Consider the following 13,065-nt stretch of genomic DNA (forward strand, 5'->3'; position numbering starts at 1 on the left):
GTGGAGCCTAGCACAGCGAAAGCCGATTGCAGAGACCGCCGGAAACCACTGCCATGTCCTATCCGTTCATCCCCTGGCTGGGTGGCAAGCGCCGCCTGGCCAAGCAGATCCTTCCCATGTTCCCCGACCACCAGTGCTACGTCGAGCCGTTCGCCGGCGCGGCGGCGTTGTTCTTCATGAAGGAGCCCTCGAAGGTGGAGGTGCTCAACGACGTCAACGGCGACATCGTGAACCTCTACCGCGTGGTCCAGCACCACCTGGAGGAGTTCATCCGCCAGTTCAAGTGGGCCTTGGTCAGCCGGCAGATGTTCAAGTGGCTCCGGGATGTTCCACCGGAGACCCTGACCGACATCCAGCGGGCCGCGCGCTTCTACTACCTGCAGAAGACCTGCTTCGGCGCCCGGCCAACAGGGCGCACTTTCGGCACCGCACCCAGCGCACCGCCGAAGCTGAACCTCCTACGGGTGGAGGAGGAACTCTCCGGGGCACACATCCGCCTCGCCCGTGCCTACATCGAGAGCGAGGACTGGCACGCCTGCATGCGGCGCTACGACCGCCCGCACACGCTGTTCTACATGGACCCGCCCTACTGGAAAACCGAAGGGTACGGAGTGCCGTTCGGGCTCGAGGAGTACGGCCGGATGGCCACGGCCATGCGGGAGCTGAAGGGCCGCGCCATCGTCAGCGTGAACGATATCCCGGAAATGCGGGAGGCCTTCGCCGGGTTTTCAATGCGGGAGGTCAGTCTGCGGCACACCGTTGGCGGGAGCCGATGCACCGTGGAGCGGGGGGAGTTAATTGTCTGCAGCTGGTAGGCCGTTAACTACGGTTCGCATGTTCTTGGCAGAGGATCTGGTTGAGAGTGGCATAAATGTCTTCCAGTTCATGCCTGTCTCTCTGGGCTATCGTTCCGGGCATTGTTTTTTCTGCGTATGAAGTCCGACTGGGCGCCCAATCTCCCCGGTACTTCGGCGCGGGATATCTCCCCTTCCATTGCACAATGGTGGACAATGCATCGAGCAGTTCTTTCTTTTTCTCGTCGAATGAGATGCCACATTCAGAGATATAACCTTTAATATTATGATTATATTTTTTGTTTTTTGACAGGCACTTTGGGTCTCTCCCTACCAGAATTCCTTTTGCCAAGACCTCAACCGCGAGCCCTAACAGAAAATAATATACATTACACATCTCAATATCGACGCTAGTCGTGCCGGCCAACCTTTCCTCTTCATGGAAACCATCCGGGTCATTGAGGAATCGCTGCACCTCCTTTTCGTATATCTCCCAGATGAGATCTGCCCCACGCTTCAAACGCCTGGCCTGCAGCCACCAATAGAACGGGTCCTCTCCCCGCTTGTCGAACTGCTCATCCCACCAATCGTCTGACATCGCCCGTTCCTGTTACGGCCACTGCAGCCCCGAGACATCGAACTCGAACACCCGGTTCCCCTGCTGGAAGAACTGAACCTCGACCGCCACCTTGTCCACTTTCTTGGTGTTGGCGACGAAGCGGTCATGGTTCCGGATGAAGAGGGTGGTGGGGTCGAAGTCTGCAGGTTCTGCCGCGCTGTATTTGACCGGCTTCCCTTCCCCAAACCGGACCGTCAGTTCGCAGCCGTCGTACTCGCACAGCAGCTGCCCGTTCTCTACGGACAGGATTACATCCTTCCCGTATTCAGGATGTTTCCTGAGCAGCAAGGTCGCCCGCTGGGCCCCTTGATACGGGAACTTCAGGTTGATTTCGTTGAGTGACTTCACCACGGCGCTTTTGATTGTGCCGCGCCCCATCTTGTCCTCACGGTCGAAGTAGCTCCACTTCAGGCCCAGGCGCCGCTGCTCGGCCTCCTGGCGGGCCTTTGCCTCCGCCTCGCGCTGCTTGACTATCTCCGCCCGCTGCTCCGGCGTCATGGCCTGAAATCGCCGCTGCTCCTCCTGCTGTTGTGCACGCTCCTCGGCGACCCGGGCCTTGCGATCCTTCTCCTCCATGTAACCGCCGAACGCGATGAGCACGATCAGCGCAAGCAACATCAGACCAAGAAGCCCGCCACATCCGATTCGTCCCTTCTGCCTGGCCATTCAGGGCCTCCCTTTAGTCGTCCAGCAGCAGCACCTTCAAATCCAGATTCTCCACCGGCTTGCCGTTGATCGTCATAGCATCCGGCTTCGACTTGTAGGCCGGTGTCGGGTCCTCCCCCAACAGGGTGGCGGGGTCGACGGGATAGTTGCAGTTTGCGGTCATCCGCAGCACGGCGCCCATGCGGTTCTGGGCGTCGAACTTGAGATAGATGGATTTATGGTCCTCCAAGGCGTAGACGTCGCGTTCGATGATGTCGAGGGAGGAGGGGGAGACCAGGGAGTCCTCGAGCAGCGCCTCGCACTGCTTCAGGTGGGGGTCGCCGATGTTCTCGAACCACGCTATCAGGTCGAGCGCCTGCATCGGGTTCGACCGGGCCCAGACCACGAGCCCGCCGAAGAGAAGCCCAACCACGAGGATGCCAATCAGCAGCTTTTTCATCGAGCCTCCCTGCTTCGAGAATTGAGGGTCAGACAGCCAGCTTCACCACCGACAGGACCTGCTCGTAGGGGACCGCATCGTCCCCCTTGTCCATCATGGAACGGTGCAGGTAGCGCACCGTCTCGGAAAACTTCTCCTCGCCCAGCTCGGCCCCAAGCTCGCTCAGCGCCCGGTGCACCTGCCCAGCAACCCGATAAACGGGGTCGGCGCTCGTCTCCAGGCTGTAGATGGCGCCAGGTTCACCAACCATGGCGTCCGTCTGGAATGGGCTGCCCCAGCCATTGAGGATGTAGTCGAGCGAAATACCGTGCTTGCGGCTGTAGGTGAAAAGCACCTGCCACGGGACGCTGTTCCGCTCCTTCCAGCTCGCGATCAGTCGCTTGCTGACCACCAGCGGGTTAGCAAGGTCTGAGTCGTTCTCAACGCCCTCGATCTCTTTCAACCGGTCGAGGACCTCCCGAATCAGGCCGACAACCTCATTCATTGGTGTTGACACCGCATATTGTGGGTGCTATACATACACATAACTTGGGCATCCGACACAGGTTGTGGTGGTCATGACGGTGAACAAACACATTGATTCTACGACAGAAACCGAAGCCGTGCGCCTGCTTCGTTATTACGGATATTCCGTCCGCCAGGTAAGCCAGCACCTCGGCTCCGACCCGACCATCGCCTACAAGGCCCTCGACCGGGAGCGCTGCCACCGGATGCTGCACGGCAACCTGCTGAAGATCCGCAGAGTGGTGGAGGGGATGCTGGCCAGCCGCGGCTGGCGCGGCAAGCCCGCCGAGCTCTGGACCGAGTACGACGACTCCACCCGCAAAGCCGCCTGAGCCAGGGAGGGCCTCACAATGAAGCTGCTGGGCTACATCCGCGTTTCCACCGAGGAGCAGGCCGACCGCGGCCGGAGCCTCCCCATCCAGGACCTGGGCCTGCACCGCTACTGCGACCTGTACGGGCACGACCTGGCGGACGTCATCGTCGACGACGGCGTCTCCGCGGGTATCCCGCTGGAGAAGCGGCCCGGCGGCCGTGAGCTGCTGGAGCGGCTGCGGGACGGCGAGGCCGAAGGGTTCGTCGCTATCGACCTGGAACGCGTCTTCCGCCTGACGGTGGACGGGCTGCAGGTGGCCGCCGAGTTCGACCGGCGCGGCTGGGTGATGGCGTTCGTCGACGACAAGGTGGACACCTCCGACCCGGACGGCATGTTCATCCTGACCATCAAGCTGGCCGCCTGCCAGCGCGACCGCGACAAGATCCGCCAGCGCGCCGTGCGCATATTCAGGGGGCTGCGCGACCAGTCCATGGCCTGGGGGCCGACGCCCTACGGTTGCGTCCGCCAGGGCGAGCGCCTGTTCCGCGACCCCGAGACCTGGGGTGTGCGGGAGGAGATCCTGCGCCTGCGTGAGCATAGTGGACTCTCCCTCCGGGCCATCTGCACCGAGCTCCAGTCCCGCCGCATCCCGGCCCCGTCCGGCGGGCGGCTGTGGCACGTCAGCACGCTGCGCGGGCTGATCGATTCCCACCCTGATCTGGAGCATATCCCGTTTCTGGCCGACGACAATGAGACGCCGGTCTCGACCGTGAGGGCCGTGTCATGAAGCGCGAGACCCGTTCCGAGACCATCACCCGCCACGTGCAGGCCTACCTGCGCGCCACCGCCACCAGCTGGCCGACCCTGGCCGCCGATGTATCCGAGCAGTACGCCGCGCGCGTCGCCCAGAGGAAGCGAGCCGTCCATTTCCACGAGGGCGGCGACGCCTACAAGGACATGCGGGCCAACGCCCAGCTCCTGAAGCGGTTCATGGAGGGGGAGGCGCGGCTGCCGGTGGACCTCGAGGAGGCCATTGCTTACGCGCTGCCGGAGCCCCACCGCCGCGAGCTGGTGGCCGACCTCGCCGCCCGCTACGGCCTGCTCCATGTGGCTGCGCCCGACGCGGACCGCGCCCAGCAGGTGCAGGACGCCGGGGAGTGGCTGCGGGAAGTGGGGGAGGCCACCGAGGCCCTGGGCGCGCTGCTCGGCGATTGCCGCATCGACGGGGCGGACAGCGCCGCGGACCTCGCACGGGCCCGGGCCGAACTGCACGACGTCATCGGCAAGGCCACCGGCCTGGTGGCAGCCATCGACCAGGCGCTGGCCGAGCAGGCCGTCCAGCGCGGCGTGCGGGTGGTGAAGTGATGGCCGCCCGTGCTGAATCAACCCGCGCCACCGCCCGCATCGAGGCGGTGCGCAACCACCTCTCCAGGCGCACCGGGGTCCACATCAGCCGCATCGAGGTGCGGCAGGGACACTGGTGGGCCGAAGCGCCGGGCCTGGGCTGGTTCAAGACCAGCCAGCTCTACCGGCGCGACTGGGGCGCCCTCCCGGGGGCAAAAGAAAACCCGGCCTGAGAGCCGGGCTTAACAAGGCCCACAAGGGCCGTATCGACACGAGGATTTTACTCATGGCTGACATCCATCACAACAGGCTGGGGGCGATGGTCCGGCTGTGCCGGCCGCTCTCGGACCTGGAGCAGCGCGCCTGGCGCCGCTGGCATCGGGGCATGACCGTCATGGACGTGCTGGCGCACCGCGTCGCCAACCGCACCCGCTTCCCCGTGGTGAACGGGGGGAGGGCGCCGGCATGAACGCGACCATCCGGACACTGCAGCAGATGAACCCCGATTCCAGTGCCGACCGTTTCCTCGACGCCTGGAAGCGTGGCGTGAAGCTGGCTGGACAATACCTGTTTACCTGCGCCCGCGGCTATGATCCCGCGCCGTCCGTTGACGCCGCCACCTCCAAGTGGCAGCTGATCCCCAACATGCAGGCCGTGGAGGGCTACGCCCGCATGCCCGTCTCCGACGGCGAGCGGATGTTCCTGCTGGAGATGGTCTCCTTCTACAACGACGACGACGCAGCGGAGCTCAAGCGCAAGCTGCGCCTGCGGCGCTCCACCGTCGGCACACTGGCCATCCGCCTCGACCAGGACCGCCGCAACGTCCTGGCCGACCTGCTGGCCAATTACGGGGGGTGGTGACCATGTATGCATTCCCCCAGATGCATGGACCTCACAATGGCATGTTTCTGCGCGATTACATCGCTGCTCATGCTCCGGCAGAACCCTTGTGGGATTTCGATATCACTGGACACTTATCTCCGCCGCCAGAGGAGCCGCCGCGCGATCCCCGTGAGCTGTGTGGCGACCTGACAACGGAGCTGGTTGCTCTCGCCGCCAACTGGGTGAAAGACCCCTGTTACGACATGGACGAGCCATCGCTCAAGCCGTACGAGAATGCCTGGAACGCCTTCTGGGCGGTGCGCAGGGAGTACACGCAGCAGGCGAGGATCGTGAAGCGAGCCATATGGCCCTGGATTTGGGCCGACGCCGTGCTCGCTGTCCGCGATATCGGCGCCAAGGAGGCGGCCCATGGCTGACATCCTCGCCTTCACCCCCCGCAGCGTCACGCCGGCGGGCGATCTGGAAGTGCTGGCGGTCCGCTTCCTCGGGCACCTGTCGGCCCGGAGCTACGCGGCCAACACCCTGCAGGCCTACCGGCGCGACCTGGAGCGGCTGGTGGGCTTCCTCGCCGGGCTGGACATCCGCCTGGTGCAGTCGGTCGCGCCCCAGCACATCGACCGCTGGCTCGAGGCCCTCGTCCACGGCGAGGGGCTGAGCCCGCGCACGGCGGCCCGGGCGCTGGAGGCGGCCAAGGGGCTGTTCCGCTTCGCTGTGCGCCGCGACTGGCTCACCGAGCAGGCCAACCCCATGCGGCACGTGGAGCCGCCCCGCTGGCACGCCCGCAAGGTGGTGGCGCCGGAGGAGGGCACCCTGCTGCGGGTCATCGACGGGATCCCGGCCGACACCCGCCTCGGGCTGCGCGACCGGGCCCTGTTCCGGCTGATGTACGCCGCCGGTCTCCGGGTCACTGCCATCGCCAGTCTCGACCTCTACGACCCGGACCGGCCGCCGCGCTTCACCGTGCTGCCCTCTGGCCGGGTGACCTACCTGAACAAGGGCGGGGCGGAGAAGGAGACCGTGGCCGACGAGACGGCCATGGAGCGGCTGGCGGAGTGGCTGCCCGTGCGCCACGCCTTCGAGCGGCAGGACTCGCCGCCGGCGCTGTTCCTCTCCTCCCGCGGCGGGCGCCTGACCCGGGCCGGTATCCACCAGCGCCTGCGGGAGTACGGCGAGCGGGCCGGAGTTCCGGGCCTGCACTGCCACCTGCTCCGCCACCGCCGCATCGGCGAGGTGATGGACCGCGCCGGCCTGCCGCTGGCGCACTACCTGAGCGGGCACAGCCGCACGTCCACCACGGCGGACACCTACGGCCAGCAGAGCCAGGAGCGGCTCCGCATGCGCCTGCTCCGGGAGTGCCCGGTGGGGGGTGCGCGCCATGCTTAAGCTCAGCCGCACCACCGGCCAGGCCGTCCACATCGGCGGCGACCTCATCTGCACCCTGGAGACGCTCTGGTCGGGCAGCGCCAAGCTGCGCTTCGACGCGCCGCGCACCGACCGGCGGGCGGTCTCCATCATCCCGCTCAACGGCTTCGTGCAGCTCGGCGTCGTCACCGTCCACCTGCTGGATATCAACCGCGGGCAGGCGCGCCTCGGTTTCGAGGCGCCCGCCGACGTGCACATTCTCCGCGAGGAGCTGGTGCCCGGGAACCGGCCGCGGGGCCGGGGGAGGGCGGTAGCATGAAGATCACCCTTGACGCGAAGGCCCTGGACGCCGCCCTCGGCGACGCCCTGGCCGCCAAGAACTCGCCCAGCATCAGGCGAAGCACGACGCCGAGGCCGCTGCCTGATGGCCCGCCAGACACCCCTGACCGAGCGCGTGCTGAAAAGCCACGGCAGGCCCCTGCGCGCGGTGCTGGAGGAGCTGACGGGCAGGGGATACAGCGCCTACGGCATCGCGGCCATGCTCTCCTGCGACCCCGGAGTCATCTACCGGTACGCGCGTCGCTACAACATTACCTTGCCGTCGCGGATGCGCACCCCGCCGCCGCAGAACCGGCCGCACGATGTGGAGGACGACGACGGCCCCCGCCTGGTCCAGGTCGAGCGGCGCCGCACTCCCATCCCCGACATGGGGCCCTTCAACCTGCTGCGGAGGCCCTGGCATGAAGCCGCGTAAGCCTCGCCAGTGCAGCCTCTGCGGCCGCTTCTCCGCACCAGGGACGAAGGAGTGCCCCTACTGCGGCACCCGCCTCGTTCGCCCGCGCTTTGTCATGAACAAGTCGCGGATCGCCAAGGTTCACACCATCGCCGCCCGCAAGGGCCTCATCGACCGCAAGACCGGCGACGACGAACTCTACCGCCTCCACCTCGGGGCCGTCGGCGTCTCCAGTTCCAAGCAGATGAAGCGCGGACACTACCGGGCGTTCCTCGAACGCATGCAGAAGCTGCCGGACATCCGGCCGGGGAGGGGGGCGCAATGTTGACCATTCTGAATCTGGGAGGTGGTGTCCAGTCGAGCACCATGGCGATGATGGCGACACACGGCGAAATCGACATGCCGGATAGGGCTGTTTTCGCAGACACTCACGCAGAACCGGCCAGCGTATACAGGTGGCTGGAGTGGCTGGTGCCGAAGTTGCCGCTCCCAGTGGATGTGGTTTCCGCTGGGGATCTTAGGGCCGAGGTGTTGGACGCCGCAGCCAACAAAGGTAACTCGTGGGGGCGCCCGCCGTTCTTCGTGCGGGGCGTGAATGGCAGCGAGGCCATGCTCTCTCGGCAATGCACATCTGACTACAAGATTGACCCCATCCGCCGGTACTTGCGGAAGAGACTTGGGCTGAAGCCACGCCAACGTGCGCCCAAAGAGCCTGTGGTTGAGCAGTGGGTCGGCATTTCTACGGATGAAGTCCGCCGTGCAAAGCTCGCCAGGGAGCCTTGGATCAGCACTCGATTCCCGCTCATCGAACAGCGCATGACGAGGAACGACTGCATTGCCTGGATGACGCGGCACGGATACCCGACCCCGCCACGTAGCGCCTGCGTATTCTGCCCGTACCACACCAACAACGAGTGGCTCCAGTTGCGAGATAACGACCCAGAGGCCTTTGCCGAAGCCCTACGCGTGGACACGGCAATCCGGGGGGGGGGATGCATGGGGTGCATGCAGAAGCGGTCTTCGTTCACCGCAGTCTCCGCCCCCTGCAGGAAGCACTGTCGACGCCGGATGACTTGGAGCAAGGGAAGCTATGGCTGAGCGAGTGCACCGGGGGGTGCGGGACATGAGGCAGGGCAGGATGGACCTCGGACACGAACTCGTCGTGGACCTCTTCGCCGGCGGAGGCGGCGCCTCCACCGGCATCGACGCCCGGCGCCCGGCCGGCACGGTGACCACCCAGGACCACCACGCCCTCTGCGCGGCCCACCTGCTGAACCTCAAGGGCAGAGACCGCCGCCACCGTCCGCTGGACACCCCGGCGCCGACCATCACCGCCGGCGGCAACCACGCGGCGCTCGTGGCCGCCCTGATGGCGCCGTACTACGGCAGCGGGTCCGGTACCACCGGACGCGACCTGCGCGATCCGGCGCCGACGGTGACCGCCCGCGACCGTCTGCAGCTGGTGACCGTCATCATCGACCAGGGCCCGGACGGCAGGCGCCTTAGCAAGGCCGCCCAGGTGCGCGGGTGCGGCAACAGCGTCTGTCCGCCTTTGGCGCAGGCCCTCGTCGCGGCGAACTTCGCCCACGAGGCGGCATGGACCCAGGACGAGGTGGCGTGAATGAACGGAATCTGGTGGCCTGAACCCATCTACAAGGCCCTCCCGTGGGGCTACCTCGCCGCGGGCGGGTGGTGCGAATACGCCCTCGCCAGCCCGCTCGCCCACATCCCCGCCGCCGCCTTCGCCCTGGCCGGCGGACTGGTGCTGATGATGCGGAGTAAGGGGTGAGCGCAGACAGCGCGGTCAAATTCAAGGTGCTTGATGCCTGCTGTGGCACTCGGATGATGTGGTTCGACCGTCAGCACCAGGGTGCTGTGTTCGGTGACAAGCGCAGCGAGACGATCACCGTTACCGACCGGAGTCACGGGCGAGAGAATGGCACCAGGACGCTGCACATTGAGCCTGACGTGCTGATGGACTTCAGGGATATTCCGTACCCTGACAACACCTTCCGGTTGGTGGCGTTCGACCCGCCGCACTTGGAGCGGGCCGGGCCGAAAAGCTGGATGGCCACGAAGTACGGAAAGCTCTCCGACAACTGGCGGGAGGATCTGCGCCGGGGCTTTGCCGAGTGCTTCCGGGTACTGGAGCCTGAGGGTGTGCTGGTGTTCAAGTGGAACGAAACCCACGTCAAGCTGCGCGAGGTGCTGGCGCTGACTCCGGAGCGTCCGCTTTTCGGGCAGGTTTCCGGGCGCGGCGGGCTCACGCACTGGCTGGTGTTTATGAAGGAGTCATAGATGGCTTTAGGGAGCATGAAAATGGAAATTCCTTACGTGTTGAAGAAGAACGGCATGTATTACGCCCACAACAGCGCCGGGTACGTGCACCGAGTTTTGATGGCCGAACTGTACACAGAGGAATACGCCAAGAGTCACGCCAGCCGCAGTGATGATGTGCAGGCGATACCTATTACCGACCTGATCAATGGGCCTGACGAGGTTCAGGATTACATCGACCGCTTGGAAGTGATGCGCGATGTGATGAGGGCGCAAGGAACTGACTAAAATTGATGACCGATTCAACGCCCCAACTTGGCATGCTCCCGTTTCAGCATCTGGATATCCACGGCCAGGTAGCGCGCCGTGGTGGACAGGCTGGCGTGGCCGAGCAGCTCCTGCACGGCCCGCAGGTCGCACCCGCGCTCGAGCAGGTGGGTGGCCATCGCCGCTCGCAGCAGATGGGGATACTGGCCGGACCAGGGCTTCTGGCGGGCCACCCGGCGGACGCTTTCGTAGCCACGGGCCAGGCCCATAGCCTCCCGGGCGTAGCGGTTGACGATCTCCCACACGCTGCGCCCGGACCGGAATGGCTTGCCGCGGTGGGTGCAGAACAGCACCGCCGACTTCCCGGGCAGCGTTGCCCGGCGGAGCATCACCCAGCTATCGAGGAGCCCGAGCATCTGCTCGGAGATGGGCAGGATCCGGTCCACCCGGCCTTTGCCGGCGTCCACCCTGACCGTGCGGTCATCGGACACGCTGCCCAGCTCCAGGCGCACCACCTCGGAGGCACGGAGCCCGGTTTCGTACACCAGGCGGAGGATTACATGGTCCCTGAAACCGATCAGGGTCTGCAGGTCCGGCGCGGAGAGCAGGGCGCCAACCTGGTACTCATTGAGCACCCGCACCAGCCGCCGGGGCGCCCGGGTGCTGTGTGGGATGAACGTGGCGGGGTCAGTCTCCGACAGGTCCATGAAGTGGGCCCAGCGGTAGAAGGCACGCAGCGCCGACATCTCTGCATTGAAGGTGGCCACGCCGACCGAGCGCCGGCGTGCGCGGATCCAGTCGTCGCGTGATGAACCGGATGGCGCGAGCAGATCACCAACAGCAGCGGCCCACCGGCGCAACGTGGCGAGGTACACCCGCCGCGTCGTCGCCGAACGGCCACCGACGAGCAGGTACTGGTCGAACCGGTAGAGCAGGTCGCCGACACGACCATAAGTGCGTTTTAACGCGGGTTCCGTCATTCCGAGCAGCCATGCAATCGCGCCTAAGCGCTTCTTCCACAAAGGAATCAGTCATGACCGCTTCAGCATTTAACATAATCTATATTATGCGAACTTTCAGATGGGGCTCTCATGAGCTGTCCTTGGCCGGTTTCGTGGCGTCCGTCCACCACAGGCGCCTCCGCCCCGCTTCAGTTGCCTGCAGGATTGCGCGCGGCAACCCGGCATCATGCGTCAAGCAATCCACCTCCACCGCACTAGCGCTGCCGCCCCTCGCGTCCGCGGCGATGCCGGTAGCCGCGCTGGCGCTCCAGTTGCGACTCGAGCGCCGCCCCCAGTTCCTCTTCCGTAATCTGCTGGTCGCCATTGGCGTCCACTTCTTCGAAGTCGAGCGGGCGCGGACAAAGGAACCGCCCGGCCTCGTGTCGCTCCTGCATCCGTCCCAGCAGTGCGGCGTACTCATCGCGGCTCAGGACGCCGTCCTGGTCCCGGTCGTGGACGGAAAAGGGTCTGGTTACCGGCTCCTCCGCGGCGACGCCGGTCACGACGAAAGCCGCCAGCAGACAGGGAAGCAGCCGGATCCCGTACCGAAACGGCCATGTTTTATTATGTATATTCATTGTGTTGCATAACATTTCAAGAATACTTCTCAGACAAGGTGCCGTCCTGTTCCACGCTCATGGCGGTGTTGCGGCCCGGTCGGACAGGTAGGCTTCCAGGTCCTGCAATTCCCCATCCGTGAAACTGAAGCGCCGGTGGGCGCGGATTCCGCTCGAGCGCAGGCGCTCGACCAACTCTTCGGGCGCGAGGCCGAACTGCGCCGGGTCCACCGGGTGGCAGTAGACGCAGTTGCCCTGGTAGAGGGCCTCTCCCCGGCCGGACGCGTCGGCTCGCTCCAGGGCTATCGCCTCGAGCGGCCGGTAGAAGCCATCCCGGTCCCAGAAACCGGACTCCGAGCAGCCGATGCAGGGATGCCCGGCCTGGATCGGGAAGCTGACACCCCCGTTCCACTTGTGCGAGGCGCAGGCGTTGCGGGTGACCGGTCCCCGGCATCCCAGCTCGTACAGGCACCAGCCCTGGCGGGCGCCTTCGTCGTCGAACCGCCGTGCGAAGAGGCCCTGCTGGTAGAAGTGGTAGCGGCTGCAGCGTTCATGGACCGTTCCGCCGTAGAAGGCCCGTGGCCGGCCCGCTTCGTCGCTGTCGGGAAATCGCCCGAACGCCAGGTAGTGGGCCAGCGTTCCGCTCAGCACCACGGGCAGCGGCGGGCAGCCGGGGAGATTCACCAGTGGCCTGGTCGCCACCAGCCCCGCCTCCATCAGCGCCCCGACCCCCATGGCGCCCGTGGGATTGGGTGCCGCGGCCGGCAGGCCACCGTCGGTGGCGCAGCCGCCCACGGCGATGACCGCGGCGGCATCCGCGGCGAATTCCCGCAGCTGGTCCAGGTGGCTCTTCCCCGCCGTGGTGGCGCAGGCGCCGCCCAGGGCGGTCGGAATGGAGCCCTCCACCACCAGCAGGTAGCCGCCCTTCTCCCGCTCCCGGGCTTCGTCACGGGCCGCTTCCGCCCGCGTGCCCGCCGCCGCCTGGAGCAGGTGGTGGTACTCCAGGGAGATGAAGACGAACAGCAGCCGCTCGAGGGTGGGAGCCTCGGCGCGGGTCAGGGATTCGCTGCAGCCGGTGCACTCCTGGAACGAGAGCCAGATGACGGGCAACCGGCGACGGTCATCGAGCGCATCAATCATCTCCGCGGCGGCGGACGCCGGCAATGCCAGGCTGGAGGCCGTCACCGCGGCCCACTTGAGAAAGGCGCGCCTTGAGAGCCCCCGCGCGAGGGTCGGTGACGAAATCGTTTCCGGGGCATCGACATGCAGCCGCCCGGTCCACAGACAGGTTGTCAAATAGATCTCCTCCGTATTGCCAGAGCTTGACAGTCGGGAAGACATCGTTT

The 13,065-nt window shown here is 65.7% G+C and carries 24 protein-coding genes; 17 read left to right on the plus strand and 7 right to left on the minus strand.

Annotation, left to right across the window (positions count from 1 at the left end; genetic code table 11):
* Positions 1-53 precede the first annotated feature (53 nt).
* Entirely contained in the window at positions 54-815 is a 762-nt protein-coding gene (locus DFQ59_RS06760) for a DNA adenine methylase (protein ID WP_114278911.1), read from the plus strand.
* Positions 816-819: 4 nt separating this feature from the next.
* Here DFQ59_RS06760 and DFQ59_RS19500 read toward each other — a convergent pair whose 3' ends face one another.
* From DFQ59_RS19500 to DFQ59_RS06775, 4 genes are read right to left on the minus strand one after another with little or no spacing between them, the layout of a single operon-like run.
* Positions 820-1,392, minus strand: a complete 573-nt coding sequence (locus tag DFQ59_RS19500; RefSeq protein ID WP_147275187.1) for a hypothetical protein — start codon at positions 1,390-1,392, stop codon at positions 820-822.
* Between the two features lie 12 nt (positions 1,393-1,404).
* The gene (locus tag DFQ59_RS06765) at positions 1,405-2,079 is read right to left on the minus strand and encodes a hypothetical protein (RefSeq protein ID WP_114278912.1); all 675 of its coding nucleotides are present in this window, start codon (positions 2,077-2,079) and stop codon (positions 1,405-1,407) included.
* A gap of 13 nt (positions 2,080-2,092) precedes the next feature.
* Positions 2,093-2,518 carry a hypothetical protein gene (locus tag DFQ59_RS06770; RefSeq protein WP_114278913.1) on the minus strand — a complete coding sequence of 142 codons (426 nt, stop codon included), beginning with the start codon at positions 2,516-2,518 and terminating at the stop codon, positions 2,093-2,095.
* Between the two features lie 28 nt (positions 2,519-2,546).
* Positions 2,547-3,002, minus strand: coding sequence for a helix-turn-helix domain-containing protein (locus tag DFQ59_RS06775; protein ID WP_114278914.1), 456 nt, complete (start codon positions 3,000-3,002; stop codon positions 2,547-2,549).
* A gap of 118 nt (positions 3,003-3,120) precedes the next feature.
* On the opposite strand from DFQ59_RS06775, the gene DFQ59_RS06780 reads away from it, so the two are divergent.
* The 16 genes from DFQ59_RS06780 (at position 3,121) to DFQ59_RS06850 (ending at position 10,182) form a co-directional block, all read left to right on the plus strand.
* Positions 3,121-3,354, plus strand: a complete 234-nt coding sequence (locus DFQ59_RS06780) for a hypothetical protein (protein WP_114278915.1) — start codon at positions 3,121-3,123, stop codon at positions 3,352-3,354.
* A gap of 18 nt (positions 3,355-3,372) precedes the next feature.
* Positions 3,373-4,122 carry a recombinase family protein gene (locus DFQ59_RS06785; protein WP_114278916.1) on the plus strand — a complete coding sequence of 250 codons (750 nt, stop codon included), beginning with the start codon at positions 3,373-3,375 and terminating at the stop codon, positions 4,120-4,122.
* Complete coding sequence (locus DFQ59_RS06790; protein ID WP_114278917.1) at positions 4,119-4,700, plus strand: hypothetical protein; 582 nt, start codon at positions 4,119-4,121, stop codon at positions 4,698-4,700. The genes DFQ59_RS06785 and DFQ59_RS06790 overlap by 4 nt, the downstream gene beginning before the upstream one ends.
* Positions 4,700-4,912, plus strand: coding sequence for a hypothetical protein (locus DFQ59_RS06795; RefSeq protein ID WP_114278918.1), 213 nt, complete (start codon positions 4,700-4,702; stop codon positions 4,910-4,912). Before DFQ59_RS06790 ends, DFQ59_RS06795 begins: the two co-directional genes overlap by 1 nt.
* A 53-nt stretch (positions 4,913-4,965) precedes the next feature.
* Entirely contained in the window at positions 4,966-5,148 is a 183-nt protein-coding gene (locus tag DFQ59_RS06800; RefSeq protein WP_114278919.1) for a hypothetical protein, read from the plus strand.
* Positions 5,145-5,540, plus strand: a complete 396-nt coding sequence (locus tag DFQ59_RS06805) for a hypothetical protein (protein WP_114278920.1) — start codon at positions 5,145-5,147, stop codon at positions 5,538-5,540. The genes DFQ59_RS06800 and DFQ59_RS06805 overlap by 4 nt, the downstream gene beginning before the upstream one ends.
* Positions 5,541-5,581: 41 nt before the next feature.
* Positions 5,582-5,938 carry a hypothetical protein gene (locus tag DFQ59_RS06810; protein WP_114278921.1) on the plus strand — a complete coding sequence of 119 codons (357 nt, stop codon included), beginning with the start codon at positions 5,582-5,584 and terminating at the stop codon, positions 5,936-5,938.
* Positions 5,931-6,905, plus strand: a complete 975-nt coding sequence (locus DFQ59_RS06815; protein WP_114278922.1) for a tyrosine-type recombinase/integrase — start codon at positions 5,931-5,933, stop codon at positions 6,903-6,905. The genes DFQ59_RS06810 and DFQ59_RS06815 overlap by 8 nt, the downstream gene beginning before the upstream one ends.
* Complete coding sequence (locus DFQ59_RS06820) at positions 6,898-7,203, plus strand: carbon storage regulator (protein ID WP_114279210.1); 306 nt, start codon at positions 6,898-6,900, stop codon at positions 7,201-7,203. The genes DFQ59_RS06815 and DFQ59_RS06820 overlap by 8 nt, the downstream gene beginning before the upstream one ends.
* Before the next feature lie 105 nt (positions 7,204-7,308).
* A complete protein-coding gene (locus DFQ59_RS06825; protein ID WP_114278923.1) occupies positions 7,309-7,638 on the plus strand; it encodes a hypothetical protein in 330 nt (109 codons plus the stop codon).
* Positions 7,625-7,945 (plus strand): hypothetical protein, encoded by a 321-nt coding sequence (locus DFQ59_RS06830; protein ID WP_147275188.1) that lies wholly within the window; start codon positions 7,625-7,627, stop codon positions 7,943-7,945. The genes DFQ59_RS06825 and DFQ59_RS06830 overlap by 14 nt, the downstream gene beginning before the upstream one ends.
* A complete protein-coding gene (locus DFQ59_RS06835; protein ID WP_211314810.1) occupies positions 7,939-8,715 on the plus strand; it encodes a hypothetical protein in 777 nt (258 codons plus the stop codon). Before DFQ59_RS06830 ends, DFQ59_RS06835 begins: the two co-directional genes overlap by 7 nt.
* The gene (locus DFQ59_RS06840; protein WP_211314811.1) at positions 8,708-9,238 is read left to right on the plus strand and encodes a hypothetical protein; all 531 of its coding nucleotides are present in this window, start codon (positions 8,708-8,710) and stop codon (positions 9,236-9,238) included. The genes DFQ59_RS06835 and DFQ59_RS06840 overlap by 8 nt, the downstream gene beginning before the upstream one ends.
* The gene (locus DFQ59_RS19785; RefSeq protein WP_170142067.1) at positions 9,239-9,406 is read left to right on the plus strand and encodes a hypothetical protein; all 168 of its coding nucleotides are present in this window, start codon (positions 9,239-9,241) and stop codon (positions 9,404-9,406) included.
* Positions 9,403-9,915 carry a class I SAM-dependent methyltransferase gene (locus DFQ59_RS06845; RefSeq protein ID WP_245937206.1) on the plus strand — a complete coding sequence of 171 codons (513 nt, stop codon included), beginning with the start codon at positions 9,403-9,405 and terminating at the stop codon, positions 9,913-9,915. Before DFQ59_RS19785 ends, DFQ59_RS06845 begins: the two co-directional genes overlap by 4 nt.
* Entirely contained in the window at positions 9,916-10,182 is a 267-nt protein-coding gene (locus DFQ59_RS06850; RefSeq protein WP_114278926.1) for a hypothetical protein, read from the plus strand.
* A 14-nt stretch (positions 10,183-10,196) separates the two neighbouring features.
* Here the strand turns inward: DFQ59_RS06850 and DFQ59_RS06855 are convergent, their stop codons facing one another.
* The 3 genes from DFQ59_RS06855 to DFQ59_RS06865 form a co-directional block, all read right to left on the minus strand.
* Entirely contained in the window at positions 10,197-11,141 is a 945-nt protein-coding gene (locus DFQ59_RS06855) for a tyrosine-type recombinase/integrase (protein WP_114278927.1), read from the minus strand.
* A gap of 236 nt (positions 11,142-11,377) precedes the next feature.
* Positions 11,378-11,740, minus strand: coding sequence for an EF-hand domain-containing protein (locus tag DFQ59_RS06860; protein WP_170142068.1), 363 nt, complete (start codon positions 11,738-11,740; stop codon positions 11,378-11,380).
* Positions 11,741-11,797: 57 nt separating this feature from the next.
* On the minus strand, positions 11,798-13,015 hold the full coding sequence (locus tag DFQ59_RS06865) for a hydrogenase small subunit (protein WP_245937207.1): 1,218 nt from the start codon (positions 13,013-13,015) through the stop codon (positions 11,798-11,800).
* Positions 13,016-13,065 lie beyond the last annotated feature (50 nt).

The sequence above is a fragment of the Thioalbus denitrificans genome, assembly GCF_003337735.1.
GTDB lineage: Bacteria > Pseudomonadota > Gammaproteobacteria > DSM-26407 > DSM-26407 > Thioalbus > Thioalbus denitrificans.

Coding starts and splice junctions, on each gene's coding strand:
- DFQ59_RS06760 (WP_114278911.1), top strand. CDS start 54: ATGTCCTATCCGTTCATCCCCTGGCTGGGTGGCAAGCGCCGCCTGGCC.
- DFQ59_RS19500 (WP_147275187.1), bottom strand. CDS start 1,392: ATGTCAGACGATTGGTGGGATGAGCAGTTCGACAAGCGGGGAGAGGAC.
- DFQ59_RS06765 (WP_114278912.1), bottom strand. CDS start 2,079: ATGGCCAGGCAGAAGGGACGAATCGGATGTGGCGGGCTTCTTGGTCTG.
- DFQ59_RS06770 (WP_114278913.1), bottom strand. CDS start 2,518: ATGAAAAAGCTGCTGATTGGCATCCTCGTGGTTGGGCTTCTCTTCGGC.
- DFQ59_RS06775 (WP_114278914.1), bottom strand. CDS start 3,002: ATGAATGAGGTTGTCGGCCTGATTCGGGAGGTCCTCGACCGGTTGAAA.
- DFQ59_RS06785 (WP_114278916.1), top strand. CDS start 3,373: ATGAAGCTGCTGGGCTACATCCGCGTTTCCACCGAGGAGCAGGCCGAC.
- DFQ59_RS06790 (WP_114278917.1), top strand. CDS start 4,119: ATGAAGCGCGAGACCCGTTCCGAGACCATCACCCGCCACGTGCAGGCC.
- DFQ59_RS06795 (WP_114278918.1), top strand. CDS start 4,700: ATGGCCGCCCGTGCTGAATCAACCCGCGCCACCGCCCGCATCGAGGCG.
- DFQ59_RS06800 (WP_114278919.1), top strand. CDS start 4,966: ATGGCTGACATCCATCACAACAGGCTGGGGGCGATGGTCCGGCTGTGC.
- DFQ59_RS06805 (WP_114278920.1), top strand. CDS start 5,145: ATGAACGCGACCATCCGGACACTGCAGCAGATGAACCCCGATTCCAGT.
- DFQ59_RS06810 (WP_114278921.1), top strand. CDS start 5,582: ATGTTTCTGCGCGATTACATCGCTGCTCATGCTCCGGCAGAACCCTTG.
- DFQ59_RS06815 (WP_114278922.1), top strand. CDS start 5,931: ATGGCTGACATCCTCGCCTTCACCCCCCGCAGCGTCACGCCGGCGGGC.
- DFQ59_RS06820 (WP_114279210.1), top strand. CDS start 6,898: ATGCTTAAGCTCAGCCGCACCACCGGCCAGGCCGTCCACATCGGCGGC.
- DFQ59_RS06825 (WP_114278923.1), top strand. CDS start 7,309: ATGGCCCGCCAGACACCCCTGACCGAGCGCGTGCTGAAAAGCCACGGC.
- DFQ59_RS06830 (WP_147275188.1), top strand. CDS start 7,625: ATGAAGCCGCGTAAGCCTCGCCAGTGCAGCCTCTGCGGCCGCTTCTCC.
- DFQ59_RS06835 (WP_211314810.1), top strand. CDS start 7,939: ATGTTGACCATTCTGAATCTGGGAGGTGGTGTCCAGTCGAGCACCATG.
- DFQ59_RS06840 (WP_211314811.1), top strand. CDS start 8,708: ATGGCTGAGCGAGTGCACCGGGGGGTGCGGGACATGAGGCAGGGCAGG.
- DFQ59_RS19785 (WP_170142067.1), top strand. CDS start 9,239: ATGAACGGAATCTGGTGGCCTGAACCCATCTACAAGGCCCTCCCGTGG.
- DFQ59_RS06850 (WP_114278926.1), top strand. CDS start 9,916: ATGGCTTTAGGGAGCATGAAAATGGAAATTCCTTACGTGTTGAAGAAG.
- DFQ59_RS06855 (WP_114278927.1), bottom strand. CDS start 11,141: ATGACGGAACCCGCGTTAAAACGCACTTATGGTCGTGTCGGCGACCTG.
- DFQ59_RS06860 (WP_170142068.1), bottom strand. CDS start 11,740: ATGAATATACATAATAAAACATGGCCGTTTCGGTACGGGATCCGGCTG.